Raw genomic sequence first — 26,602 nt, forward strand, 5'->3', positions numbered from 1 at the left:
TCTGTTATCTAAAATAAATTTTTGATGTTATTGCGCTTATGGTAAGAACAAATATTCAATGCTACGTTACTGCCACAAACAGCAAGTCTCATAGGAGTTATTATGCTTAAGAAAGTTTTTGTAGGTGTTGCTGCGGTTGTTGCATTATCTGGCTGTGTCAATACGAGTACGCTTTCTGGTGATACTATTTCAGCTCAAGATGCTAAACAAGTGCAAACCGTTACTTATGGTACAGTCCTGAATGCGCGCCCTGTTACTATCCAAGCGGGTGAAGATGGTAACGTTATTGGTGCTATTGGTGGAGCTGTAATTGGTGGTCTATTAGGTAATACTGTTGGTGGTGGTACAGGCAAAACGCTGGCAACCGCTGCTGGTGCAATTGCCGGCGGTTTAGCAGGTCAACAGGCTCAAGGCGCTTTAAATAAAAGCCAAGGTGTTCAACTGGAAATTCGTTTAGACAGCGGTAAAAATATTGTTGTTGTTCAAAAACAAGATCCAACTGCTTTCCGTGTTGGTCAACGTGTCATGATTGCAAACAGCGGAAGCACAGTCACAGTTTCACCTCGTTAAGTTGATTCAAATTAAAATAAAATGCGTTCACCTCCCATGATTCGGTGAACGCATTTTCTGTTAACAAGTTTTAGTGATTTAATTTTAATCTCATGGCTGTTAATAAAATTTAGTGTTATTAACAATGCTAAATTATTTTACTGAATTTTTTTGTATGTTTCATTTTAAATTTATTTTGATTCGTCTTTACATCCCCATACTTCATAGATGAAATAATTTAAATTGATATTATTTTAATGAAAGGAAAATATGATATTTTCACACTATCCTTTACTGTTCAGCCTTATCTACAGCGTCCAAAACTTTATATCTAAAAGTAGCAAAATATAAAGCCGCCTCACGTAAAAAATCATGCATTAGATAAAATCAAAATACATATTACGTGAATAGTGGCTATATTTATTAGTTCAATATATTTTCGATTACATTTCATTCATGAATAAACAATTATTAAGCTATGAATCATTCTGTAATCGTAGGATATTTTTTTTCCAACTTTAACAACAATAGAGATAACTGCCCTAGCTCATCATGGCTAATATTACTCAGAATTTCTGTACGCGTATTATTAATCACTTGATCCACAGTTTTGATAAAAGGCTCTGATTCCTCAGTTAATTTGATTCTTTTGGCTCGTCGATCGTTAGCACAAGTATGGCGAGAAATTAGCTTTTTCTCTTCCAATTGATCTAGCGTCCGAACCAATGACGGTTGCTCAATCCCAATGGCTTTTGCCAGCTGAATCTGTGATTGTTCTGGAGGTAACTGACTAATGTTATGTAATGTTACCCAATGTGTTTGCGTTAACTTCAGTGGCTTTAGACGGTAGTCAATTAATGCTCGCCACATACGTACTACGCGAGATAATTCAGTTCCAATTTGTGATTCCAATTTACCCTCCTGTATATAATTATAATGTCTAAAAAATATACCTAATACATATTATTTTTTAAATTATATATTAATTCCCTTTTATATTGACAACCTTTTATTGACTCAATACCTAATAAATACCTATATATAGTGAGTATCAATAATTTATTGCGTGATATATCCTTTATTTTCTTCCATGTACTTTCATGTAAAAACAATCCAATCACTTAATAAGATAACCTATCAATTATCTTATTAATAAGAATAGCCTTACTCTTCTTTCGAATCTATCTATTTTAACCCTTATAGTAATTACAGCTAACAATAAAAAATGCAATAGCAAATAAATCCTTTAAAAACAAAAGAATATAGTTATTCTTAAAATTATGTCATTTACAGTGGATTTGCATAAATACCATCATCATTTTGAATAAATAAAATTTTATTGAAAGATAACCAATGAAATTAATGTTAATTTATCAATTCGTACTTTAATGATTTACAACCTACTAATTAGTAGTGAAATAATTAATCCACTAAAACAATGACTGCTGTGGATCATTATTTTCTTCTTGGGCCACTTTCTTACTATTTGCTCTTAATAGTCGTTGACGGCATAAACGAATCACATGACGTTTCTGAGCATTGGTTAATTGCAACCACCCGAAACGTTCATCTCGAGTACGATAGCAACCTCGGCAATACCCTTGCTCATTGGTTTGACATATCCCACGACAAGGGCTTGGAATGTCAAAAAACTCAAGTTGTTCAGCCATCGTTAACCACCCGTAATATAAACATAAAATTATGATATACTCCCTCGAATTGAGTATAACCATGATATGGCTAAAAAATAAACCACAATCGCTGTATTTAGCCATATCCACGCGTTATATTAATAAATTGATTCGACTTTAAGCATCACTGCGTACGAATTTATTGGGAGACTTTTATTATGCGCTTACTACATACCATGCTCCGTGTCACCGACATGCAACGCTCCATTGATTTTTATACTAAAGTATTAGGCATGCGCCTACTGCGTACGAGCGAAAATGAAGAATATAAATATTCCTTAGCATTCGTAGGCTACAGTGATGAAAGCGAAGGTGCTGTTATCGAACTAACTTATAATTGGGGCGTAACAGAATATGATTTAGGCAATGCATATGGTCACATTGCACTCGGAGTTGATGATGTTGCTAAAACATGTGAAGACATCCGTCATGCAGGTGGAAATGTGACTCGTGAAGCAGGTCCTGTCAAAGGCGGCACCACCGTTATCGCATTTGTTGAAGATCCTGATGGATATAAAATCGAGCTCATTGAGAATAAAAGTGCAAGTAAAGGATTAGGTAATTAATCCTCTTCATGAATTTTAAATTTCGGGGGAGGATATCATCCCCCGAAATTTCTTCAGTATCTACCTGCAAAAATGAATTCCCTTTGGCATAATGAAGCCAACCAGAAACTGTAAATTGAAAGCCTAATGTCTGAAAAAAATAATCCTAACTCACTGGTTAACCGATTTCGGGGTTACTACCCTGTTGTTATTGATGTTGAAACTGGTGGGTTCAACCCTAAAACTGATGGCCTGCTTGAGATAGCCGCCATTACACTTAAGATGGATAAAGATGGCTGGCTCGCCATTGATGAAACGCTGCATTTTCATGTAGAACCTTTTGAGGGGGCGAATTTGGAACCCTCGGCTCTTGAATTTACAGGTATCGATCCAACCAACCCATTACGTGGGGCAGTGAGTGAATATGACGCATTGCATGCCATTTTTAAAACAATCCGAAAAGGCATGAAAAACACAGATTGTAATCGAGCAATTATGGTGGCGCACAATGCTAATTTTGACCACAGTTTTGTCATGAATGCAGCTGAACGCTCTGGGTTAAAGCGTAACCCTTTCCATCCTTTTGCAACATTCGATACGGCAGCACTGAGTGGTTTAGTTTTTGGGCAAACTATCCTCGCAAAAGCATGTGTCACAGCGGGTATTCCATTTGATGGAAAACAAGCTCATGGCGCCTTGTATGATACTAATCGTACCGCACTGTTATTCTGCGAGTTAGTGAATAAATGGAAAAAACTCGGCGGATGGCCGCTTCCTAGCGAACCTCAATAACGCCCTTTATTCCCGCCAGAAATACAAAAAAACCGTATTAGTTTTTATGCTAATACGGTTTTCTATCAATATGTTGTAAGCTCAAAGGCCCACATAACCATTTGATTACTCAGTAATGGTTTCATCTGCTGGACGGTATTTGTCCGCAGTTTCTTTAATCAATGTTTGTAACTCGCCACGCTGGAACATTTCAACGATAATGTCACAACCACCAACTAACTCGCCATCAACCCATAATTGCGGGAATGTTGGCCAGTTAGCATATTTTGGCAGCTCTGCGCGGATATCTGGATTTTGTAGAATGTCGACGTAAGCAAAGCGTTCACCGCAAGAAGACAGTGCTTGAACAGCTTGAGCAGAAAATCCGCAGCTAGGCAGTTTTGGAGAGCCTTTCATATATAATAAAATTGGGTTTTCTTTAACTTGGCGCTCAATTTTTTCGATTGTTGTCATTTTATATCCTAAAACGTGGGTGCTGATTTTGTAGTCAGGTGAGTCACTTTAAATCATTCCTCAGAACCATTTCCAAGATAACTCATTAGACAGAACAGATTGACCGGTGTAATGCCGGCATTGTCAAAACATCGCAAATTGTTCCGTGATTGTTTCATACAATATGCCAGTTTTATAAGGTGAATACTATAGCACTCCTATTTGCGGTACTCAAAAGGTGAAGAACAAATAGCAACGTTTTCTTTTTGCTATAAAAAATTTGCTGTTGGCGTTTTTGCCGTGTAATCATAGGAGTTATTTGTTAATATATTAGCAAATTAATAACACTTGATGCATTTCTCCGCTTATCCATGATAATCACGATCAGGGTGAGAGTGATATTATGCAACTTACTAACAATTAAGACATAAATAGCATCATGTAGCAGGTTTTTTCTTACAGTAGCCTGTATTCTGTTATGATAAATAAATAACTGATTCGATGACGTGGTAGCTGATAATCGTTTCCCGTCACTATAATAGAAGTAGATTAACAAATAGATACACGCTTAATTTCGCTCATTTTACGAGCAAACACCCTAAACACTGAATAAAAGCAATCAAGGAGTACGCAATGTCTTTTGAATTACCAGCTCTACCTTATGCTAAAGATGCTTTAGAACCGCATATCTCTGCTGAAACCTTAGAATATCACTATGGTAAGCACCACAACACATATGTTGTTAACCTGAACAACCTGATCAAAGGCACCAAATTTGAAGGTCTGTCTTTAGAAGAAATCATCAAAACTTCTGACGCTGGCGTATTCAATAACGCGGCTCAAGTTTGGAACCACACTTTCTACTGGCACTGCTTAGCACCAAATGCAGGTGGCGAACCAACAGGTAAAGTTGCTGAAGCTATCAACAAAGCATTCGGTTCATTCGCTCAGTTCAAAGAGCAATTCACTGATGCCGCAGTTAAAAACTTCGGTGCAGGTTGGACTTGGTTAGTGAAAAAAGCAGATGGTAGCCTCGCTATCGTCAACACCTCTAACGCAGCAACACCAATCTCTGGTGACGACAAGCCCGTTCTGACTGTTGATATCTGGGAACACGCTTACTACATCGATTACCGTAACGCGCGTCCAAAATACTTAGAAAATTTCTGGGCGCTGGTTAACTGGAAATTTGTTGAAGAAAATCTGGCTTAATTTTAGTTCAGATCTAAAATGACTAAGGGCGAGTACAATACTCGCCCTTAATTATTTCTCATCCTAAATAGTAAGGATGGAAATGAAATCAGAAAATGTGCACAACAAACAAAATAATTACAGCTAAAGAGCCAAATGCCGCTAGTAATCCATATTTTAAATCTGTATCCATGAGACCCTCTCATATCGAGAAATTGAATTATCAAATAACCATAAAATAAAAAGGTTATTTCAGTATACATGCACAAAAACGTAAAACCAGTGTCTATATCACATGTTATAACATCAATTATTTCTTTCGTTTTTGCGCTAGATCAGACAAAATCGATAACAAATCGCTAAATTATTGCCAGCAAAGAGACTATGCATCAATATGCAGGTAATTATTTAACTAGAATTATTTTAGAGACCAAGTTTTGGTTAGGAGTTTTTTCTTCTCATGGCAACAATTAAAGATGTGGCGAAGCGTGCAGGCGTCTCCACCACAACCGTCTCCCATGTTATCAACAAGACGCGTTTTGTCGCTGATGATACAAAAACGGCCGTTTGGGCCGCCATCAAAGAGCTCAATTATTCTCCAAGTGCGGTTGCTCGTAGTTTAAAAGTCAATCACACCAAATCAATTGGTCTACTGGCGACATCAAGTGAGGCGCCCTATTTTGCAGAAGTCATCGAATCTGTTGAAAATAGTTGCTATGAGAAAGGCTACACTTTAATTTTATGTAATTCTCACAATAACTTAGGTAAGCAAAAAGCCTACCTGCAAATGCTGGCGCAAAAACGAGTCGATGGTCTACTTGTCATGTGCTCAGAATACCCCGATACCCTAATTGGCATGTTGGAAGATTACCGCAATATTCCAATGGTGGTAATGGATTGGGGAACTTCTCGTGGCGACTTTACTGATAGTATTATTGATAACTCTTTCCACGGTGGTTATTTAGCCGGTCGTTACCTTATTGATCGCGGTCATCGGGAAATTGGCGTGATCCCGGGGTCTCTCGAAAGAAATACGGGGATTGGACGTTTAACTGGTTTTAAAAAAGCCATGGAAGAAGCCAAAGTCACCCTGAAAGATGAGTGGATTGTTCAGGGAGATTTCGAGCCAGAATCCGGTTATAAAGCGATGATGCAAATCCTCAGTAACAAGCACCGCCCTACAGCTGTCTTTTGTGGTGGTGATATTATGGCGATGGGGGCAATTTGTGCTGCTGATGAGATGGGACTGCGAGTTCCTCAAGATATTTCCATTATTGGTTATGATAACGTGCGTAACGCTCGTTACTTCACCCCAGCTTTGACTACCATTCACCAGCCAAAAGAGCGTTTAGGTCAAATGGCATTTGCGATGTTGCTTGATCGTATCGTGAATAAACGTGAAGATGCACAAACGATTGAAGTTCATCCACGTTTAGTTGAACGCCGTTCCGTGGCAGATGGTCCATTTATCGACTATCGCCGTTAATCATGTCGTTATTATTTAGCTAGCAAACCACTCCGCGTTGAGCGTTTCACTATCACCAAGATAGTCCAGAAGCCAACTCAACGCCGGAGATGTATTGTTTTCAACCCATGTTAAGCAACATGGACTTTCAGGGAAAGGCTGCGCTAGCTCCAATTCAACTAATTTCCCTTCTGCACACAAGGGTGCGGCTCGATGTTCTGGCACCATTCCAACGCAGAGACCATTCGCTAAACATGCCAAACCACTTTCCCAATAAGGCACAACTAAGCGGCGCTGGTTATCCAATGCCCACGTGTCTCGCTTAGGTAAGCTTCGAGAGGTATCTTCAAGACATAAACTCGGATACTCTCGCATTTGGTCATCCGTCAGTTTACCTTGGATTTTTGCTAATGGGTGTTCAGGGCTTGCCACACAGCGCCATGACATAAACCCCATATCACGAAAACTATAACGCTCACCAATGGGTGAGGCACGAGTTGCACCAATTGCCACATCCACTCTGCCATCCGCTAAAGCATCCCAGACACCATTAAAAACTTCAGGGTGTATATAGAGCTCAATATCAGGAAAATGGCGATAAAAGTCTAAAATCAACTGCTCAGTACGCTGTGGTTTCACAATACAATCAACCGCAATACTGAACTGCCCACGCCACCCATTTGCGACTTGCTGACACTGATGGCGGGTATCAATCATTTTTTTGATAACACTTCGGCTCTCTTTAATAAAGATAACGCCCGCTTCAGTCAACACTACATCGCGGTGACGCCGCTCAAATAGTGGTACTGCCAACCATTCCTCGATTTGTTTCACTGTATAGCTGATCGCTGAAGGGACTCGATGCAGCTCATCTGCGGCACCACTAAAACTTCCCGTTCGAGCCACTGCGTCTATGACTTCAAGTGCATGAGCTGACCACATTTTCTTTCCCTTCAAATAATTTGATAGCAGAGTCCAAATATTACCGTTTCACAACGTAAAAAAATAGCCTATACAATAAGATAACCGTTAACATTATTTCAAATATAGATTAAGTAAAAACTATGACAAATACTGCGACAAAAAACTCCTCTGGATTTTTGATTTACCTTGCCGGCTTAAGCATGCTGGGGTTTTTAGCCATCGATATGTATCTGCCTGCCTTTGGTTCAATGCAAACCGCATTAAACACCACTGAAGGTGCGATCAGCGCATCATTAAGTATCTTTTTAGCTGGCTTCGCTTTTGCTCAGCTTTTGTGGGGCCCTCTTTCCGATAAATTAGGTCGTAAACCTATCCTTATTGTCGGGCTTGCCTTATTTATTGTGAGTTGCTTAGGGATGATTTGGGTTACAGATGCAACTCAGTTATTAATATTACGATTCTTACAAGCCGTTGGCGTCTGTGCTGCTGCTGTTTTATGGCAAGCACTTGTTATCGACCGCTATAACGAAGCCGATACCCAAAAAGTGTTTGCCTCTATTATGCCGCTGGTTGCACTCTCTCCTGCCTTAGCACCATTGTTAGGCGCATGGGTACTTGAACACAGAAACTGGGAATTTATTTTTATTGTACTGATGTTGGTTGGCGTTTTATTGCTGTTACCCACATTATGTTTAAAGAAAGTTGCCCCAAAAATCACTGTTGATGAAGAAAAAGCTCAAGCAAAAATTTCTTTTATTACCCTGCTAAGATCCCCCGTTTTCAGCGGCAACGTCATGATTTATGCAGCATGTAGCGCGGGTTTCTTTGCCTGGTTAACAGGTTCCCCATTTATTTTACGTAATATGGGCTTTAACCCTGCTGACATCGGTTTAAGTTATATACCTCAAACGTTAGCCTTCATCGTTGGGGGTTATGGCTGCCGTTTTGTGTTAGCTAAAGTTCGTGCTGAAACTTTATTCCCATTATTATTAGCAGGTTATGCCATCAGCATGATTATTCTATTTATAATGGCAATCTACATGCAGCCAACATTGACGATGATTTTGATTCCATTCTGCTTTATGGCTGCAATGAACGGAGCTTCGTACCCTATTGCCGTTGCAAAAGCACTCAATACATTCCCTTCAGCCAGTGGTAAAGCCGCTGCGTTACAAAATGCTTTACAGTTAGGGTTGTGTTTCTTAGCCAGTTTATTAGTGTCTACACTCACTTTTGATCCATTACTTTCCACTACGGGAGTGATGGCATTTACTGTTATCCCAATGATTATTGGCTACTTTATGCAGCGCTGTGCCACTAAATCAAATGAGGCAATTAAGCATACTGAATACCAGCATGATTAATTAAACTTATACTTCACCGTATTAGAAATCAGCCACGTTACCATCATGAGTCACGTGGCTGATTTTTTATTTTGATGAATACGTAATTTATAGAGTTAATTTTTACTTATAACACGCTATTATTAGCACATTCAATTATGACGTTTTGAAGAACCATGCTGAAACAGTATTATCCTCCTGATGAATTAAAAGAATTTGTGAGTTCCATTTTGATCATCAAGAAATTTACTGATGCGATTAAAATATTTCCGGGTACCGGCGCTGAAATCTGGGTTTCGACGGAAAATATCAGCATGTCGACCCATGAGCATACATCCGTTAATCCCTTTCAATTAGTCATTCCCAGAATCAATATCTTTACTGCCATCCCTAATAATGCCAGTGTGATGGTCTTACGTATTCGCCATGACGCATTGCGTTTTTTACTTCCACTACGCACATTAAATTATACAGACACCCCAACCCCTCTTAGCCAAGTTTGGAGCAATAACTGGTTTAAATCATTAGCTAACTCCTCGTTTAAGGAGCTAAATGAATGTTTCTATGTTACCAAGGAGACTAAGAAAGCCCATTTTATCGATCACGTACTTGATTCCCTTTATCGTAATCCAAATAAAAAAATCACCGAAATTGCCGATGAAATAGGCTACAGTGCACGCTTAGTTCAAAAGGAGTTTTTAAAAGAATTTGGAATTACACCAAAACGTTATCAAATCAATTGTCGCTTAGAACACGTCATGAAAAGTATGGTTAAAGAACAAGATACCTACCGGTGGTTTGAAACGGGTTATTATGATCAATCCCACTTTTATCGGGATTTTAAGCGTTACTTTACTATGACGCCATCGGCATTTTTAAAGTCAAATTATTCGCTTTTTTACAATACAAAAACAAAGTCTCCATTAAGATAGTTCCGAGTATATAAGGAGAACGGTATGAGTATTGTTGTATATGCCCAAATCACTACCGAAAAAAAGGATGGGTATTTAACGAAAAAAATCGTTAGTGAAATTGCCAAACGCAGCCGGATGGAAAAAGGATGTTTGCAGTATGATCTGATGGCAAAAGAGAATGGTTATATTGTTTTTGAAGAGTGGGAAAATGCACACGCATTAGAAATGTATCAAAAAAGCTCACATTTCAAACAATTAGTCGAAGCTATTGAGCGTGATAATGCAATTTTTTCCGTCAACTTTAGTGAAAAATAATAGAAAATTCGAGTGAATTTAACATCATCGATTAAATAAGCTATAGCTCAATGATGAGCTATAGCCTCACCAAATGAGAAACTAAGCGGAAGGTTTCTCACTTTCTGCTAAGTCTTCTGCCGCTTGCTTTTGTGTCAATAATTTTTCTTGTTCTTTTTGATGCAAAACGCGCTCAACGGTATCAACGATTGCTTGGGTTTGTGGATCAATCTCAATATTGACCTTATCCCCCAGACGTTTGCTTCCAAGCGTTGTTCTTGCCAGCGTTTCGGGAATTAAATGTACGCAAAAACGATTATTGATCACATCACCAACCGTTAAACTGATACCATCAATCGCGACAAAGCCTTTGTGCAAAATATATTTCATCAGTGCTTTATCATAGATAGATAGCCAAATTTGATGATTATCTTCCGAAGTGAAAATTTTACTAATTTCAGCCGTGGTCACGATATGGCCCGAAACAACATGACCACCAATTTCATCACCATATTTAGCCGCACGCTCAATATTAACCACGTCCCCTTCTTTTAATTCACCCAAATTTGTTAAGCGCAACGTCTCTTTGATTAAATCAAAGCTAACATTTTCACCTTCAATTTTAGTCACGGTTAAGCAGCAACCATTGTGTGCTACCGATGCGCCTGTTTCTAAACCCACTAATAATTCTGGCGTGAATTTCATGACATGAGTACGGAAATTAGCTCTTTCCGTGATTGCAATAATTGGAGCGGTTCCTTGAACAATGCCTGTAAACATAATGACTCTCAGTGCTGTGAATTAATGAACTCAGTTTACCTAAGAATTTTCAGAGATCTATCTTATTTGAGTGGTTATATTCATGCTGTCATCACAAAATATTTAAACCATTTCTATACTAATATGCTGTTTTATTATTCTTAACTATAACAATGTTGGATTGAATACATAAAAGAGATAGAATAAGGGGTTAGCATTAACTATCTGATTTTTTAGTAAATCATAGAATTTTCATTCCTCTTTTTCTTTTTTTAATTCGAAACTTATTGTGAAGGTGTATGCGTGCAGAAATATATTACAGAAGCGCGTAGCTTGTTGGCTCTCGGAATCCCTATCTTCTTCGCCCAATTCTCCCAAACTGCAATGGGGTTTGTGGACACCATTATGGCTGGAAGTGTTAGTGAAATTGAGATGTCAGCTGTGGCTGTTGGTTTTTCTATTTGGTTGCCTGCTATCTTATTAGGGCAAGGCATTCTCATGGCTCTCACGCCAATTATTGCTCAAATGAACGGCTCTGGTCGTCGGAATTTAATTGGTGACCAAGTTCAGCAAGGATTATGGCTGGCATTCATTTTAGGTATCAGTGTCATGTTATTGCTATACAACAGCAAACTGATTATCAGTAACATGCCTCATATCGATGAAGAGTTAGCGGATAAATCGGTACGTTTCCTCCACGCGATTATGTGGGGAGCGCCTGGTTATCTTTTCTATCAAGTCTATCGTAGCCAATGTGAAGGTTTATCGAAAACCAAACCGGGGATGGTTATCGGCTTTCTTGGCTTGATGGTGAATATTCCCGTTAACTATATCTTTATTTATGGCCATTTTGGCGCACCAGCCTTAGGTGGCGTCGGTTGTGGTGTTGCAACTGCAACGGTGTACTGGGCGATGTGCTTAATGATGAGATGGTATGTTAAACATGCGCCAAATCAGCGAGATATCCGTCCAGCACAAACATTAGCAACGCCAAATCCAGATATTTTAAAGCGCATTATCGTACTCGGAGCGCCGATTGGTTTAGCACTGTTCTTTGAAGTCACATTGTTTGCTGTTGTTGCCCTACTGGTTGCTCCTCTAGGTGTTGTTGCTGTTGCAGGTCATCAAGTGGCTCTTAATTTCAGCTCCGTGATGTTTATGTTCCCACTATCGATGGGGATCGCCGTCACTATTCGTGTTGGCTATAACTTAGGACGCCAGTCTACAGAGGCCGCAAAAGTGTCTTCTTATACCGGGCTTGCGGTCGGGCTATCTTTAGCGTGTTTAACGGCGATCTTTACCAGCTCATTCCGCGAGCCTATCGCTATGATGTATAACAAGAATCCAGAGGTTGTTGTTCTTGCCTCTAGCTTAATGCTATACGCAGCGATTTATCAGCTTTCAGATTCTGTGCAAGTTATTGGCGCTGGGGTACTTCGCGGTTATAAAGATACTCGCTCAATCTTCTTTATCACCTTTACTGCGTATTGGATTTTAGGCTTACCGTCAGGCTATATTCTGGCATTAACAGATTTAGTGACTGACCCTATGGGACCAAAAGGTTTTTGGCTAGGATTTATTATTGGCTTAACCGCAGCAGCCATTGGTATGGCAACACGTATTTTGTGGATCCATCGCCAGTCGGATAGTGTTGTTCTATTACGTTCAACTCGATAATTGACGTAATTTTCAGCGTTTTATGGCAAGGGAGACTCTGTTTTTTTGCGAATAGTTTTAAATACGAGCAAACTCTCGCAAAATTACATTTTCCCCTTGCCAGATTGACGACAGAACGTTAATATTCGTCCCCGTCGTTAAAGCAGTAATGATTGTATGCGTCCGTAGCTCAGTTGGTTAGAGCACCACCTTGACATGGTGGGGGTCGGTAGTTCGAGTCTACTCGGACGCACCATTTAAATTACCATCAGCGACAAATCTAGCATCATTTCAGTGCGTCCGTAGCTCAGTTGGTTAGAGCACCACCTTGACATGGTGGGGGTCGGTAGTTCGAGTCTACTCGGACGCACCATTTAAATTTGTCTTCATCGACAAACAAAGCATCAAATTCAGTGCGTCCGTAGCTCAGTTGGTTAGAGCACCACCTTGACATGGTGGGGGTCGGTAGTTCGAGTCTACTCGGACGCACCATTCTAATTATTCAAATCAATAAAGACTCTGAACCTCTATTTATCCTGCTTAAACATACTTTTTTCAAACATCATATTTGTCTTGATTGTGATTTTATTTTCCCTTATTTTGTTGCGCAACCCACATTCAGTTGAAAATCTCGCGGTTGTTTGATCTTAATTACTTCTGAATCAAATTTAGTAAAATTTGATTTGTCTCACAGTTTGATGTTGTTTATAATACCCCTATGAGCTGAAAGGTTTCAACAAAGACAAATCAGCATGTTAGCTTTAATGAAAAATGTCATCTACACTATACTAAGAATCAAAAATTGACGCTTTTCCAATAAATAGATTTTGAATACCAGACTGTCGCCTATTCTTATAAATGAGTTGCGCAACATAGACTATCTTGCGCATTAAGCATCGGCGGCAATACCGATTTCCTTTATAACCATTAGATAGACTGCCATGAAAAAAACCAAAATTGTTTGTACCATCGGACCAAAAACCGAATCAGAAGAGAAATTAACCCAATTACTGGATGCAGGCATGAATGTCATGCGCCTTAACTTCTCCCACGGCGACTATGAAGAACATGGTCAACGTATCAATAACCTCCGCTCTGTCTGTGCAAAAACCGGTAAACAAGCAGCTATTCTGCTGGACACTAAAGGTCCAGAAATCCGCACCATGAAATTAGAAGGCGGCAATGACGTTTCTCTCGTTGCAGGTCAAACCTTCTCTTTCACAACAGATACTTCCGTCATCGGTAACCAAGAGCGTGTTGCTGTTACTTACCCTGGCTTAACTAAAGATTTAAAAGTCGGTGATACCGTTTTAGTCGATGATGGCTTAATTGGTATGACTGTCACCAATATCACTGACACAGAAGTCGTTTGCCAAGTATTAAACAATGGCGACCTTGGTGAGAAAAAAGGCGTTAACTTACCAGGCGTTTCTATCGGTTTACCGGCTCTGGCAGAAAAAGATAAAGAAGACCTCATTTTTGGCTGCCAACAAGGCGTTGATTTTGTTGCAGCTTCATTTATCCGTAAACGTTCAGACGTTGAAGAGATTCGTGCTCATCTGAAAAAACACGGTGGCGAGAATATTCAAATCATCTCTAAGATTGAGAACCAAGAAGGTTTAAACAATTTCGACGAAATCCTTGAAGCCTCTGACGGCATCATGGTTGCACGCGGTGACTTAGGGGTTGAAATCCCAGTTGAAGAAGTCATTTTCGCCCAAAAAATGATGATTGAAAAATGCGTTAATGCTCGTAAAGTGGTTATTACTGCAACGCAAATGCTAGATTCAATGATCAAAAACCCACGCCCTACCCGCGCAGAAGCAGGTGACGTTGCGAATGCTATCTTAGATGGTACTGATGCAGTTATGTTGTCAGGGGAAAGCGCGAAAGGTAAATACCCAGTTGAAGCTGTGACCATCATGGCAACAATTTGTGAGCGTACTGACCGCGTAATGCCTACTCGCATTGAAAACCAAAAACCAACTCAGCGTTTACGTGTCACTGAAGCGGTTTGTCGTGGTGCCGTTGAAATGTCAGAAAAACTGGATGTACCATTAATCGTTGTAGCGACTTACGGTGGTAAATCAGCGAAATCTGTACGCAAATACTTCCCTACCGCGCCAATTCTAGCTCTAACAACGAATGAAGAAACTGCACGTCAGTTACTGTTAGTTAAAGGCGTTATTCCGATGATCGTGGGCCCATTTGAATCAACCGATGATTTCTATCGCGAAGGTAAACGTGCTGCACTGGAAAGTGGTTTAGCTGTATCCGGTGATGCAGTGGTTATGGTCTCTGGTGCATTAGTACAAAGCGGTACAACGAATACGTCATCAGTGCACGTTCTGTAATCATTTAGCCTTAGTAAGAATGACAATAACCCTATTGCTTCACCGCAGTAGGGTTTTTTATTCGCTAACATAACTGGAATTTAGTGATTCGTGCGAAATATAATTTCAATAAGTTACGTTATGATCTTCGAAAATCTAATTCACGCAAATCTCAATTACAAATCATTTACAAAATTAATCATAAAACGATAACCATTCGCTCAAATTTCAAACTAACAATCCCTTAATTGAAATTTTTATTCGTTTTCACCCTGTTAAATATAAAGTATTTCTAGCAAAACTTTGAATTACGTACTAGCATAAGACTTAGTAAGTACCATACCCTAATTTACATTAGGTTGTTTTAAAGGGATAGAGGTAGCTTTAAGATAACGCTCTTAAGTCTATTTTTTGGTTGCTTGCTTTTATATTTTCAAGATAAATCAATCTAGAGGGTAAAATAATGATTCGTACTAAAATTGTACTGGGCTCTATCGTATTAGCTTCAGCATTACTGGCGGGTTGTTCTAACAGCACTGAAGTGCAAAAGCTCTCTTCAGACGTGCAAACTCTGAACGGTAAAGTTGACCAGCTGAGCAATGACGTTCAGTCTCTGCGTTCTGATGTACAAACTGCACAAGAAGAAGCAGCTCGTGCAAACCAACGTCTGGACAACCAAGTACGTACTTACAAAAAATAAGTTCGACTTGATGTTATCTAGAAAAGCTTAACAGCTGAATTATTATTGAGGGCCTATTTTATAGGCCCTTATTTTTTACGTCGACTCTCGCTCAAGATAGGTAGTCATTAACTTTTAAATGACTGATATTTGGCAGGAATAGATGACTTCACTTCCCCTTCAAACACAGGTTGAGGTTGAGTGATCGTAAATGGTGCAATCGGTTTTAATTGCTGATAATCGCGTCCCATCGTTTCCGAGTTTTCGCCAACATTCACTTTTACAGGAAGCCCTGAGCGTCTAGAGAGCTCTGCTTGAACCTTCGCTTTATCAACCCCTGGATTCGCTAAAAACGCTTGGAAATCGTCTGTCAGCTTAATTGGCATCGTTTGTGGGTTATCACTGTCTTTACGAGACAACGGCTGATGCACTTCAATATAGTAACTACCATCCGGCTCTTTCGAATACTTAACAGGCTGATCAATAACTTGAACTCGGGTACCTTTTGGCACATTCGTGAACAACGCCTTGATATCATCAGGGCGTAAACGAATACAGCCAGAACTCACTCGCATACCAATACCAAAATTAGCATTAGTACCGTGGATCAGGTATTCACCTCGACCATAAGACAGACGCAGCGCATATAGCCCCATTGGGTTTTCAGGTCCAGCTGGTACTACCGCAGGCAACGTTATACCTTGTTGCGCATAATGCTTACGAATATTGGTTGTCGGTGTCCATGTTGGGTCTTTAATCAGCTGGCTAATGGATGTGACCATTTCAGGGGTATCACGTCCTAGTTGGCCAATTCCAATTGGATACACAACCACTTTGCGGCTATTTTCTGGATAGTAATAGAGACGAAGTTCCGCTAAGTTGATCACAATGCCTGTACGCGGCGTTGAAGGTAATAACATCTGCGCTGGAATAATCAGTGGCTTACCCACTTCAGGCAAATAAGGGTCGGTGCCGGGATTTGCTTCTAACATTGCCAGTAAACCAATTTGGTAGTCACTTGCAATTGCTTCCAGTGGGCGCCCATCGTTAGGCACCACATACGTGATATTTTCCCCGATTAGGCGCGTATTGTTATTGGGTAATGGATAATCTTTAGCCTGTGCTGGTGCCAGCACCGCACTCATGACAAACAAACTTACCGCCGTCAAAACTCTTTTCATACCTACTCCAAGGAAAATAAGATTCATTACAAAATTCAAACAATATCGCTCATAATAGCAACTATCTCGAATATCTTTAATACTTAATAAATATTTTAGCCAGCTAATCATTAGAATAAGCGATAGCTACCGTAAGACATTGTTAATTTAACAATAGAATACAGTAAGTTACTTAACTATAAGTTCTAGTATAAGAATAAGAGGAATAAAAGAAAAATGTGGGAAATTCTGAAGATTTCCCACTGAGGCATTAAATTAGTTGGCTGGCCCGCGTCAAAATCGACTTGATCATGCCATTTAAACCTTGCGTACGCGAAGGTGTAAGATGCTGTTCAAGCGCTAATTGTTGGAAAAACCGCTTCACATCCACGGCAAGAATTTGCTCGGGTGTTTTCCCTTGAAAAAGGATAATCACAATCGCGACTAGACCTTTAACAATTGCTGCATCACTGTCTCCCGCAAGAGCCACATGACCGTCCGGTTGCTTTTGCATATCAATCCATACTTGGCTTTGGCAACCTGCAATCAAATTAGCATCCACTCTTTGAGCTTCAGATAATTCAGGGAGTCGCCCACCCAGCTCAATCATATACAAATAGCGCTCTTCCCAATCTTGGCAACGGGCGAAATTGCGTAATAGCTTAGTTTCATCGGGTAACGCCGACATAATATTTCCTTTACTATCCATTGCTAAATACGACTTGTCTTTATATAAAGCCTGTTTTAGCCGAGTAATTGTTTAATCCGCAACAACGCATTATACAAAGCATCAACCTCTTGCTTTGTCGTATAAATGCCTATAGACGCTCGACACATAGCTGGAACCTGATAGTGCTCCATTAACGGCATCGCACAATGGTGCCCTGTACGAATAGCAATCCCATATCTATCAAGAAATGCGCCAACATCATAGGCGTGATGCTCACCTAAATTAAAGGCGATCACCCCTTCTCGTTGATCATTCCCATATAATCGAAGGGAAGGTACTTGCTTCAGCAACTCTGTGGCATATTGCATCAGCTGCTTTTCATATTCAAAAACGTCGCTAAGTCCCAAACCATTGAGATAATCAAAAGCAGCCCCTAAACCAACGATACCACTAATGTTCGGGGTTCCGGCTTCGAATCGCCAAGGAATATCTGCAAATGTAATCCCTTTTGTGAGACTAACTTGGCGGATCATCGCTCCGCCTCCTTCCCAAGGGGGCATTTTTTCTAACCATGCCTTTTTGCCGTATAAAATCCCAATCCCCGTTGGTCCATACAGCTTGTGCCCAGAGCAAACATAAAAGTCACAATCCAGCGCTTGAACATCCACTGTTTGATGCATAGCCCCTTGCGCGCCATCCACGACAATAGCGAGGGGATTTCCATATTGGCTGGCAATTTCGCGCGCATGTGAAATCAATGCCTTCACTGGATTAACTGTACCCAACACATTGGAAATATGGGTAAAGCTGAATAATTTAGTCCGCGCATCAATCAGTTGTGTTAGTTGAGCCGTATCCAGTGTGCCATCTTCAACAATCGGCAAAATGCGGACTTCAAATCCACGTTCTTCTGCCAGCATAAACCATGGGACGATATTCGCATGGTGTTCCATTTCAGTGATAATAATATTGTCACCTTGCTGGATAAACTCACGCCCGAAGCTATTCGCAACGAGATTAATCCCTTCTGTCGTGCCTTTAACAAACACAATCTCTTCAGGGGATGTGGCATGCAAAAAATCAGCGGCTTTTTGTCGTACATTTTCGACTCGCGTAGTCGCATTTGCGCTCAGCGTATGTACGCCACGATGAACCGCGGCATATTCGTGCAACGTAAATTGGCTTTCAGTATCCACAACGGATAACGGTTTCTGGGCGCTGGCTGCGCTATCCAGATATACCAGTGGATGGTTATTTACTGATTGCGCTAAGGCAGGAAAATCCTGCCTCACTGTTTCAACATCAAAGGCCATCGGTTTACACCTCTGCTAAGCGCTGGTGAATACTCAACATTACTGCCTGTTTCAGCCCATCAATAGCAATAGATTCCGTTAACTCGGCGGCAAATGCGTTAATAATCATCTGTTTCGCAGCTTGGCTATCAATTCCTCTAGAGCGCAAATAAAAGAGCTGCTCGTCATCAATACGCCCGACTGTCGCACCGTGTCCACATTTCACATCATCGGCATAAATTTCAAGTTGCGGTTTCGTATCGATTTCCGCTTTTTCACCCAGTAATAAGGTGTTGTTCGTCATTTGCCCATCTGTTTTTAGTGCATTCGGCGCAACTTTGATCATGCCGTTAAATACCGCTTTACTGCTATCCATAGCAATGACTTTGTGCAATTGATGGCTTGAGCAATAACCTGCATTGTGCTCAAGATAACTGCGCGTATCCGCAATTTCATTGCCTTGCGGTAACAGCAAACTATTTAACTCAAATTCCGTATTTTCACCTTCAAGACGGCTACTCGTATGATGACGAGTCAGTCCAGCACCCAATAAAAAGCTACTGCTTTTCACTACGCTATCGCGACCTACGATAATGTCATTATGAGCAAAATGCTGAGCCGAAGCGTTCTCTGTCATGAGCTTGAAATGGGTAAATTGAACATTATCCCCTACTTCAACAGTCAAACGCCCGCCAGTGAGATGCGGTTGATCATCTAAGCTAACAAAATGTTCAATGACGTGAGATTCGCTATTATTTCCCAGCGTAAGATGATAACGATACTGGCTCATGTTCATCGCTTCTGGATCATGGCTACTACTGGAAATATTCAATAAATAAAGCGGCTTAGCTGCCACTTTATTGGCAGCAAGCTGAATAATCAGCGGCTGAACCGCTAAACATTCCGTGAGATGCAAGAAAATCTCGCTGCTCACTGCGTCTGGCAACCAATCTTGGCTATCAAGTAGTGAAACTTGAAATTCCCCTGTATCCACAGAGCTCAGTTCCGCATTATACCGACCATCCACCAGCACAATGCGATACGCATCGATAGGTAACGCAAGAGCTTCACTCAGTTGTACCTGCTGGTTGGGCGAACTAAAACGATATTGGGTATTTAACACGCTATTAAGCGGCGTATAGTGCCAATCTTCATGACGAAACGCTGGTAGCCCTACATGCTTAGCAAGGCTCCAATGAGTTTGAGCATGCTGAGATTTTCCACCTGCCCCCTGCTCATATAGCGTTTCAAAACGGCGCATCGCCTGTTGATTTAGTGCATCAACGGCAGCCCGCTTTTCAGTTCTTTCACTGTTGGTCAATAAGCCAGCCATAGCCTTGCTCCTCCAGTTTTTTCGCTAAACTGAAATCACCTGATTTAATAATTTTTCCTTGATAAAGGACATGCACAAAATCGGGTTTTACGTAATCTAAAATGCGTTGATAGTGCGTCACGATGATAAACGAACGCTCAGGTGTGCGCAGAGAGTTCACCCCATTAGAGACAATCTTTAACGCATCGATATCTAGACCAGAGTCAGTTTCATCCAAGATACATAACTTCGGCTCTAATGCCGCCATCTGTAAAATATCATTACGTTTTTTCTCGCCACCCGAGAAACCCACGTTCACAGAACGTGTTAACAGGTCTTGGGGCATATCTAATAATTCGATTTTATCTTCAATAAAATCTTGAAAATCAAAACGGTCTAGAGGCTCTTGTTGGCGGTATTCACGAACTGCATTCACTGAAGTTTGCAGAAAAAACTGGTTACTGACGCCAGGAATTTCAACTGGGTATTGGAATGCAAGAAAAATACCTTCACCAGCCCGATCTTCTGGATCTAACGCTAATAAATCCTTACCATTGAACGTCACTTCACCGCTATCAACTTGATAATCTTCGCGTCCCGCTAAGGTCGCGGATAACGTACTCTTACCCGAACCATTTGGTCCCATAATAGCGTGAACTTCCCCTGGTTTAATTTCCAGAGATAAGCCTTTTAAGATTTCATTACCTTCTACACTTACATGCAAATCTTTAATACTTAACATATCAACATGCCTTTGGCGCTTAAGCGCAACTAAACTCGGTTAGGATCAGCCCACACTATGTTCTAAGCTGATAGCCAATAATTTTTGTGCCTCAACGGCAAACTCTAATGGCAGTTCTGAGAAAACATCTTTACAGAAACCGTTAACAATCATTGAGATAGCATCATCTTCGCTGATCCCACGTTGCAAGCAATAAAATAGCTGGTCTTCCCCAATACGGGAGGTTGTCGCTTCATGCTCCAATTGTGCCGTATTGTTCTTCACTTCCACATACGGGAAGGTATGCGCTCCACATTGAGTACCTATGAGCATCGAATCACACTGGGTAAAGTTACGAGCGTTATGGGCGCTAGGAAGAATTTTGACTAGACCACGATAGCTATTTTGGCTTTTACCAGCCGAAATTCCCTTCGAGATAATGGTTGAGCGAGTATTTTTACCAATATGGATCATCTTGGTCCCTGTATCCGCTTGCTGATTACCGTTGGTCAGCGCGACAGAGAAAAATTCGCCTACCGAGTTATCCCCTTTTAAGATCACACTCGGATATTTCCATGTAATCGCAGAGCCTGTTTCGGATTGGGTCCACGACATTTTGGAATTTTCACCTTCGCACAGGGCTCGCTTAGTCACGAAATTGAGGATCCCCCCAGTTTCGCTATCGCCACCAGAGAACCAGTTCTGCACCGTCGAATATTTGACTTCAGCATCTTTTTGGATAATCACTTCGACTACGGCTGCATGTAACTGATAGCTATCGCGCACAGGCGCTGAACAGCCTTCGATATAGCTCACATAGCTGCCTTCATCTGCGATTAAGATGGTACGCTCAAATTGCCCTGTTTTTGCTGCATTAATACGGAAGTACGTTGATAATTCCATCGGGCAGCGAACCCCTTTCGGGATATAAACAAACGTTCCATCTGATGCCACTGCGGCATTCAGTGCGGCAAAGAAATTATCATGGCTCGAGACTACGCTACCTAAATATTTTTGGACGAGTTCTGGGTATTCTTGAATAGCTTCACTGAACGAGCAAAAAATAATCCCGTGTTTGGCCAAATCACCGCGGTAGGTTGTTGATACAGAAACAGAGTCAAATATCGCATCCACGGCGACTTTGCTTCCTTCACGAACAGGGACACCGAGTTGGTTGAAGGCATCTTCAACTTCGCTCGTCAGGTAATTTGCCTCTTCAGCCGTACCCGTTGATTGCGTCGCCCCTGATTGTGAACCGCAGGTATCATCACACGACCCACAGGAAGGTGCTGAATAATAACTATAATCTTGATAATCTAAGTTTGGATAATGTGCTTTGAGCCAATGCGGCTCTTCCATTCCTTTCCAATGATTGAATGCATCTAGACGGAACTGCAACATCCATTCAGGTTCATTACGTTTAGCTGAAATGGCGCGAACGACATCTTCATTGAGCCCTTTAGCCATCTCATCGGTGGCAACTTGGGTAAAAAAGCCTTCTTTATAACGTTTTTCATCAAGCCAGCTTTGAACATCTTCGCCAACTTCTACATTGCTCTGAGACATAATCTAGCTTCACAAGTTAAACGCCGAAGCTTTCACCACACCCACAGGCATGCTGAGCTTTCGGGTTATTAAATTTAAAAATATGGTTAAGCCCTTCTTGGACATAATCCACTACGGTGCCATCAATAAATGGCATAGCTTGTTTTGGTACATATAGGTGTGCACCATCGAGTTCAAACAGCAAGTGGTCATCGGTTGGATTTTCAATCATCTCGAAGACATATCCAAAACCCGCACATCCTGACTGTTTGACGCCAAGCGACAGTCCCTTGCTATTCGGTGTTTGAAGAACCAATTTATTAATCTGTTTAGCGGCATTCGGGGTTAGGCTGACGCCCTGCCATGAATTTTCATCGAGTGAAAATGTTTCTACACCATCAGTCATATTGACCTCACTTTTCTTATGGTTTTTCAGCCTGTTATCAGATATTTTTTCTCTATATGACATGGTAATGATAACGCATATGACTTCAACCACTTGTTTTAAGAGGTTATAGCGATGAGAGGACATTATTGATGCCATTTCCACACAAGATAAAGTCTAACCAATTAATTATTAAGCAATAATTTTAGATTATGATGATATTTATTATGTATTATTGAGTACATAAAAATGACACAAATTAATAAAGTAATATTTGATATAGGACGAAATTAATTGAGTAAAAATAAATAATTCAGATAGGTTATAAAGTTTTGATATGAAAGACAAATAAATGGATGATACCCTCAAATAAACTGAGGGTATCTATCAGGCGAAATTGCTGATTATTCAAACAAAATCGCGGTGGTTAAACGAGAAGTACAACACAGCTGCCCTTTCTCGTTAAAAATTTCGATATTCCACACCTGCTGACGACGTCCTAAATGAATCGGTTTGCAGACACCTCTCACTATACCTTCCCGAGCGGCACGAACATGGTTAGCATTAATTTCCAAACCAACCACTCGCTGCTCACCTTCACTGCAAAGATAACCGGCAATGGAACCTAAAGATTCCGCTAATACCACGGATGCTCCACCGTGTAATAACCCAAAGGGTTGCTTAGTACGGTGATCTACCGGCATCGTCCCTTCAAGGTAATCATCACCAAAGCCAGTGATTTCAATCCCCAAGTGGCCTAACATACAGCCTTCAGCCATTGCTGCCATTTGTTGTAAGTTAAATTGACGCTTCCAAATCATGAAACAATCTCCAGTAAGGCTTGAATTGGGTGTTTAATTGCCGTTTTTTCCATTCGTTTTACTTGGCTACGGCAGGAATATCCCGAGCTTAAACAACGCTCTAAGGGTAATTTTTCTATCGCAGGTTTCCACGACAAATTATAAATACCTTTTGAGTTTTCGAGGTTCGCAACTTCATGACCATAAGTACCCGCCATACCGCAACAACCCACGCTAACATTGATGAGCTTGCGTCCATAACGCGTAAATAATGCCGCCCACTGATTAGCACTATTAGGCAATGCGGTGGATTCTGTACAGTGACCAAAGAAATACCAAGGCTGCTCATCCGCTCCACTCGTCTCTGTTTGCGCCGGTAATGAAATTAGCCATTCATGAGCTAGCATCACCGTAAATTGGCACTGCTGCTCGCCCAATATTTCATGATATTCATCGCGATAACATAGTACCAGCGCAGGATCGACCCCGACCATAGGTAATTTCAGCTTAGCAACCCGATTTAAAAACTCCGATGTTTTACGTGCGGTTTTTGCAAAGCGACTTAAAAAACCTTTAATATGCTGCGCTTTGCCATTCGGTGAAAACGGCAATAAGACAGGCTTATAACCCAATTTGTCAATCAGCCGAACAAAGTCAACGACCACTTTCGCATCATAATAACTGGTGAACGGATCTTGCACGACTAACACATGTTTTTCACGTTGGCTCGCTGACATTCCCTCAAGTTGCTCCAACGTCATTGATGTTGCGGCATGACCCGATAACTCTTGTTTCAACGTCGGTTGTGAAAACAGCGGCAAATCCACCATACCAATGGTGCGCTCACTAAGCTTTTGCACCAATGTTTGGCGTAAAAAGAAGTTAAACACACCCGATGCCTTTGACAGCAATGGTGCACTCACTTCCACATTCGCCACAATATGGTCACGCACAGGTCGCAAATAGCGACTATGGTAAAGAGCAAGGAATTTTGCACGGAAAGATGGCACATCAATTTTAATTGGGCATTGAGTGGAGCACGCTTTACAGGCTAAACAGCCTGACATGGAGGCTTTTACTTCATGGGAAAAATCATAGTCCCCCTGTTTAGCACGCCATGAATTACGCGTTTTTTCAATTAGCCCACGCAGCGATGGAGAATCGCTTTTGACACCTTTATCAATCTGTTCTGGTGTTACGCCTTGCTCTGCCAATAGGCGTAGCCATTCACGGACTAACGTGGCGCGACCTTTCGGTGAATGAACCCGCTGACCACTGATTTTCATTGATGGGCACATTGGGCTTTTCACATCAAAGTTAAAACATAGCCCATTACCATTACAATCCATAGCTCCCCGAAATTCTTGGCGCATTTGAATTGGAATTTGACGATCAAAAGTACCTCGTTTCACCGCATCGACTTGCTTCATTGGGGCATCGATACCTGCAGGTGGGCATATTTTACCTGGATTCAAACGGTTATCGGGATCAAAAGCCGCTTTTATATTGCGCAGTTCACCATATAGCACCTCGCCAAAGAACTCAGGGCTATATTGTGCCCTAAAGCCTTTACCGTGCTCCCCCCACAGTAACCCGCCATATTTTGCAGTTAACGCAACGATCTCATCAGAAATTTGCTTCATCAATATTTCTTGTTGAGGGTCGCACATGTCTAATGCAGGACGAACATGTAGCACACCGGCATCGACGTGACCAAACATGCCATAATTCAATTTATGGCTATCCAACAGAGCCCTAAACTCGGCAATATAATCCGCAAGGTGTTCTGGTGGTACACAAGTATCCTCAACAAAAGGGATCGGTTTTGCTGCGCCTTTGCTATTACCCAGTAATCCCACTGCTTTTTTGCGCATATTATAGATACGTGTAATATCATCCAGGTCATGGCAGACCTGATAACCAATCACTCCAGCCTGGTTGTTTGCCATCAGTTCATCAAGACGTTGGCATAAGCTATCGGTCAAATGATTAATTTCATTCGCATCATCACCACTAAACTCAACAATGTTCAGCCCTAACATCTCTTTATTCGGGACATCTGTGATTAGTGATTTTACTGAGTGCCAGACGATATCTTCTTTCGCTAAATTGAGCACTTTGGAATCAACTGTTTCCACTGATAGTGCCTGTGCTTGTACCATAAATGGTGCATTACGTAGCGCAGATTCAAACGAATCATATTTAACGTTCACTAGGCGACGTACTTTCGGTAACGGCGTAATATCTAATGTGGCTTCGGTAATAAACGCCAGAGATCCCTCAGAACCTGTTAAAATACGAGTTAAGTCAAACTGGGTAAGGTCATCACTAAAGACATGACGTAGGTCATAGCCCGTTAAAAATCGGTTTAATTTTGGGAATTTTTCTTCGATTAACGGACGTTGCTCTAAACAACGCTCAAGTACGGTTTTATAAATTCGACCTTCTACTGAATCCTCTAACGCAATCGTTTGGGCGAGTTCGATAGGCATAGCTCGGGTATCTAGGCAGGCGCCCCCTAAAACCATCGCTTTAACACCCAAAACGTGATCTGACGTTTTGCCATACACCAATGAGCCCTGCCCAGATGCATCAGTGTTAATCATGCCACCCAGTGTTGCACGGTTACTCGTTGATAATTCTGGGGAGAAGAAATACCCATACGGTTTTAGAAACTGGTTAAGCTGGTCTTTAATAACCCCCGCTTCAACCTTTACCCATCCTTGCTCTGGGTTAATTTCTAAAATTCGATTCATATAACGGGACATATCCACCACAATACCTTCGGTGAGTGACTGCCCATTTGTGCCCGTACCACCTCCCCGTGGAGTGAAGCTGAGTTCGCGGTATTTATCTTGCCCTGCTACGCGCGTAATAATTTGCACGTCAGCACTTGAACGTGGAAATATAACTGCGTGAGGTAATAATTGGTAAATGCTGTTATCCGTTGCCATAGACAAACGCTCAGCATAGCTGGTGCCAGTATCACCAGTAAAACCTTGCTGTTGTAACTCGTGCAGAAATTGTATGGCTAACTGGCTAAGATGTGGTGCTTCAGATATACGCGGGATCATTATTAATCATGACTCTTGTTGTTGAGTAATCGCATTTGTCGTGATGTACTATCCTTAGTTTAAGTAGCACAATAGG

Annotated in this window: 26 protein-coding genes and 3 tRNA genes; 14 read left to right on the plus strand and 15 right to left on the minus strand. The window is 41.1% G+C overall.

Annotated features, from left to right (window positions below):
- Window positions 1-102: 102 nt before the first annotated feature.
- Window positions 103-570 (plus strand): glycine zipper 2TM domain-containing protein, encoded by a 468-nt coding sequence (locus PR766_RS06270; protein WP_006661931.1) that lies wholly within the window; start codon window positions 103-105, stop codon window positions 568-570.
- Between the two features lie 462 nt (window positions 571-1,032).
- Here the strand turns inward: PR766_RS06270 and slyA are convergent, their stop codons facing one another.
- Together slyA and PR766_RS06280 are read right to left on the minus strand one after the other, a co-directional pair.
- Complete coding sequence (gene slyA, locus PR766_RS06275; RefSeq protein ID WP_230086870.1) at window positions 1,033-1,419, minus strand: transcriptional regulator SlyA; 387 nt, start codon at window positions 1,417-1,419, stop codon at window positions 1,033-1,035.
- A 560-nt stretch (window positions 1,420-1,979) separates the two neighbouring features.
- Window positions 1,980-2,219 (minus strand): DUF1289 domain-containing protein, encoded by a 240-nt coding sequence (locus PR766_RS06280; RefSeq protein WP_006661933.1) that lies wholly within the window; start codon window positions 2,217-2,219, stop codon window positions 1,980-1,982.
- A gap of 179 nt (window positions 2,220-2,398) precedes the next feature.
- On the opposite strand from PR766_RS06280, the gene gloA reads away from it, so the two are divergent.
- Entirely contained in the window at window positions 2,399-2,806 is a 408-nt protein-coding gene (gene gloA / locus PR766_RS06285; protein WP_006661934.1) for a lactoylglutathione lyase, read from the plus strand.
- A gap of 126 nt (window positions 2,807-2,932) precedes the next feature.
- Window positions 2,933-3,577 carry a ribonuclease T gene (gene rnt / locus PR766_RS06290; RefSeq protein ID WP_006660075.1) on the plus strand — a complete coding sequence of 215 codons (645 nt, stop codon included), beginning with the start codon at window positions 2,933-2,935 and terminating at the stop codon, window positions 3,575-3,577.
- Window positions 3,578-3,682: 105 nt separating this feature from the next.
- Here rnt and PR766_RS06295 read toward each other — a convergent pair whose 3' ends face one another.
- Window positions 3,683-4,030, minus strand: a complete 348-nt coding sequence (locus PR766_RS06295; RefSeq protein WP_006660076.1) for a Grx4 family monothiol glutaredoxin — start codon at window positions 4,028-4,030, stop codon at window positions 3,683-3,685.
- A gap of 612 nt (window positions 4,031-4,642) precedes the next feature.
- Between PR766_RS06295 and sodB the strand changes: the two genes are divergently transcribed.
- A complete protein-coding gene (gene sodB, locus PR766_RS06300; RefSeq protein WP_006660077.1) occupies window positions 4,643-5,221 on the plus strand; it encodes a superoxide dismutase [Fe] in 579 nt (192 codons plus the stop codon).
- Between the two features lie 88 nt (window positions 5,222-5,309).
- Here the strand turns inward: sodB and cydH are convergent, their stop codons facing one another.
- Entirely contained in the window at window positions 5,310-5,393 is an 84-nt protein-coding gene (gene cydH, locus PR766_RS18440) for a cytochrome bd-I oxidase subunit CydH (protein ID WP_112860191.1), read from the minus strand.
- 267 nt (window positions 5,394-5,660) lie between these two features.
- On the opposite strand from cydH, the gene purR reads away from it, so the two are divergent.
- Window positions 5,661-6,686 carry an HTH-type transcriptional repressor PurR gene (gene purR / locus PR766_RS06305; RefSeq protein WP_006660078.1) on the plus strand — a complete coding sequence of 342 codons (1,026 nt, stop codon included), beginning with the start codon at window positions 5,661-5,663 and terminating at the stop codon, window positions 6,684-6,686.
- 15 nt (window positions 6,687-6,701) lie between these two features.
- Here the strand turns inward: purR and punR are convergent, their stop codons facing one another.
- Complete coding sequence (gene punR / locus PR766_RS06310) at window positions 6,702-7,607, minus strand: DNA-binding transcriptional activator PunR (protein ID WP_006661936.1); 906 nt, start codon at window positions 7,605-7,607, stop codon at window positions 6,702-6,704.
- A 122-nt stretch (window positions 7,608-7,729) separates the two neighbouring features.
- On the opposite strand from punR, the gene punC reads away from it, so the two are divergent.
- From punC to PR766_RS06325, 3 genes are all read left to right on the plus strand, one after another.
- Window positions 7,730-8,953, plus strand: a complete 1,224-nt coding sequence (punC, locus tag PR766_RS06315) for a purine nucleoside transporter PunC (RefSeq protein WP_154636650.1) — start codon at window positions 7,730-7,732, stop codon at window positions 8,951-8,953.
- A 155-nt stretch (window positions 8,954-9,108) separates the two neighbouring features.
- On the plus strand, window positions 9,109-9,864 hold the full coding sequence (locus PR766_RS06320) for a helix-turn-helix transcriptional regulator (protein WP_006660081.1): 756 nt from the start codon (window positions 9,109-9,111) through the stop codon (window positions 9,862-9,864).
- Window positions 9,865-9,888: 24 nt separating this feature from the next.
- The gene (locus PR766_RS06325; protein WP_006660082.1) at window positions 9,889-10,161 is read left to right on the plus strand and encodes a putative quinol monooxygenase; all 273 of its coding nucleotides are present in this window, start codon (window positions 9,889-9,891) and stop codon (window positions 10,159-10,161) included.
- A gap of 81 nt (window positions 10,162-10,242) precedes the next feature.
- Here the strand turns inward: PR766_RS06325 and PR766_RS06330 are convergent, their stop codons facing one another.
- Window positions 10,243-10,920 carry a riboflavin synthase gene (locus PR766_RS06330; protein ID WP_006660083.1) on the minus strand — a complete coding sequence of 226 codons (678 nt, stop codon included), beginning with the start codon at window positions 10,918-10,920 and terminating at the stop codon, window positions 10,243-10,245.
- A gap of 282 nt (window positions 10,921-11,202) precedes the next feature.
- On the opposite strand from PR766_RS06330, the gene PR766_RS06335 reads away from it, so the two are divergent.
- The 6 genes from PR766_RS06335 to PR766_RS06360 all read left to right on the plus strand — a co-directional run bounded on the left by PR766_RS06335 (window position 11,203) and on the right by PR766_RS06360 (window position 15,588).
- A complete protein-coding gene (locus PR766_RS06335; protein WP_006660084.1) occupies window positions 11,203-12,576 on the plus strand; it encodes an MATE family efflux transporter in 1,374 nt (457 codons plus the stop codon).
- A gap of 158 nt (window positions 12,577-12,734) precedes the next feature.
- Window positions 12,735-12,811 (plus strand) — tRNA-Val (locus PR766_RS06340).
- A 40-nt stretch (window positions 12,812-12,851) separates the two neighbouring features.
- Window positions 12,852-12,928 (plus strand) — tRNA-Val (locus tag PR766_RS06345).
- 42 nt (window positions 12,929-12,970) lie between these two features.
- Window positions 12,971-13,047, plus strand: a tRNA-Val gene (locus PR766_RS06350).
- A gap of 449 nt (window positions 13,048-13,496) precedes the next feature.
- The gene (gene pykF, locus PR766_RS06355) at window positions 13,497-14,909 is read left to right on the plus strand and encodes a pyruvate kinase PykF (RefSeq protein ID WP_006660085.1); all 1,413 of its coding nucleotides are present in this window, start codon (window positions 13,497-13,499) and stop codon (window positions 14,907-14,909) included.
- Window positions 14,910-15,351: 442 nt separating this feature from the next.
- Window positions 15,352-15,588 carry a major outer membrane lipoprotein gene (locus PR766_RS06360; RefSeq protein WP_004263789.1) on the plus strand — a complete coding sequence of 79 codons (237 nt, stop codon included), beginning with the start codon at window positions 15,352-15,354 and terminating at the stop codon, window positions 15,586-15,588.
- 107 nt (window positions 15,589-15,695) lie between these two features.
- Here PR766_RS06360 and PR766_RS06365 read toward each other — a convergent pair whose 3' ends face one another.
- The 9 genes from PR766_RS06365 to ydiJ form a co-directional block, all read right to left on the minus strand.
- Window positions 15,696-16,748 (minus strand): L,D-transpeptidase family protein, encoded by a 1,053-nt coding sequence (locus tag PR766_RS06365; RefSeq protein ID WP_036962165.1) that lies wholly within the window; start codon window positions 16,746-16,748, stop codon window positions 15,696-15,698.
- 250 nt (window positions 16,749-16,998) lie between these two features.
- A complete protein-coding gene (sufE, locus tag PR766_RS06370; protein ID WP_006661939.1) occupies window positions 16,999-17,415 on the minus strand; it encodes a cysteine desulfuration protein SufE in 417 nt (138 codons plus the stop codon).
- 56 nt (window positions 17,416-17,471) lie between these two features.
- Window positions 17,472-18,710, minus strand: a complete 1,239-nt coding sequence (gene sufS / locus PR766_RS06375) for a cysteine desulfurase SufS (protein WP_036962161.1) — start codon at window positions 18,708-18,710, stop codon at window positions 17,472-17,474.
- A 4-nt stretch (window positions 18,711-18,714) separates the two neighbouring features.
- The gene (sufD, locus tag PR766_RS06380) at window positions 18,715-20,022 is read right to left on the minus strand and encodes a Fe-S cluster assembly protein SufD (RefSeq protein WP_154636651.1); all 1,308 of its coding nucleotides are present in this window, start codon (window positions 20,020-20,022) and stop codon (window positions 18,715-18,717) included.
- Entirely contained in the window at window positions 19,997-20,743 is a 747-nt protein-coding gene (gene sufC, locus PR766_RS06385; RefSeq protein ID WP_154632249.1) for a Fe-S cluster assembly ATPase SufC, read from the minus strand. Before sufC ends, sufD begins: the two co-directional genes overlap by 26 nt.
- A gap of 45 nt (window positions 20,744-20,788) precedes the next feature.
- Entirely contained in the window at window positions 20,789-22,288 is a 1,500-nt protein-coding gene (sufB, locus tag PR766_RS06390) for a Fe-S cluster assembly protein SufB (protein ID WP_154636652.1), read from the minus strand.
- A 16-nt stretch (window positions 22,289-22,304) separates the two neighbouring features.
- Complete coding sequence (gene sufA, locus PR766_RS06395) at window positions 22,305-22,673, minus strand: Fe-S cluster assembly scaffold SufA (protein ID WP_036962289.1); 369 nt, start codon at window positions 22,671-22,673, stop codon at window positions 22,305-22,307.
- Window positions 22,674-23,056: 383 nt separating this feature from the next.
- The gene (gene menI / locus PR766_RS06400; protein WP_006660093.1) at window positions 23,057-23,473 is read right to left on the minus strand and encodes a 1,4-dihydroxy-2-naphthoyl-CoA hydrolase; all 417 of its coding nucleotides are present in this window, start codon (window positions 23,471-23,473) and stop codon (window positions 23,057-23,059) included.
- On the minus strand, window positions 23,470-26,526 hold the full coding sequence (gene ydiJ / locus PR766_RS06405) for a D-2-hydroxyglutarate dehydrogenase YdiJ (RefSeq protein ID WP_036979315.1): 3,057 nt from the start codon (window positions 26,524-26,526) through the stop codon (window positions 23,470-23,472). The genes menI and ydiJ overlap by 4 nt, the downstream gene beginning before the upstream one ends.
- Window positions 26,527-26,602: the final 76 nt, after the last annotated feature.

The organism is Providencia sp. PROV208, assembly GCF_028479465.1.
GTDB classification, from domain to species: domain Bacteria; phylum Pseudomonadota; class Gammaproteobacteria; order Enterobacterales; family Enterobacteriaceae; genus Providencia; species Providencia alcalifaciens.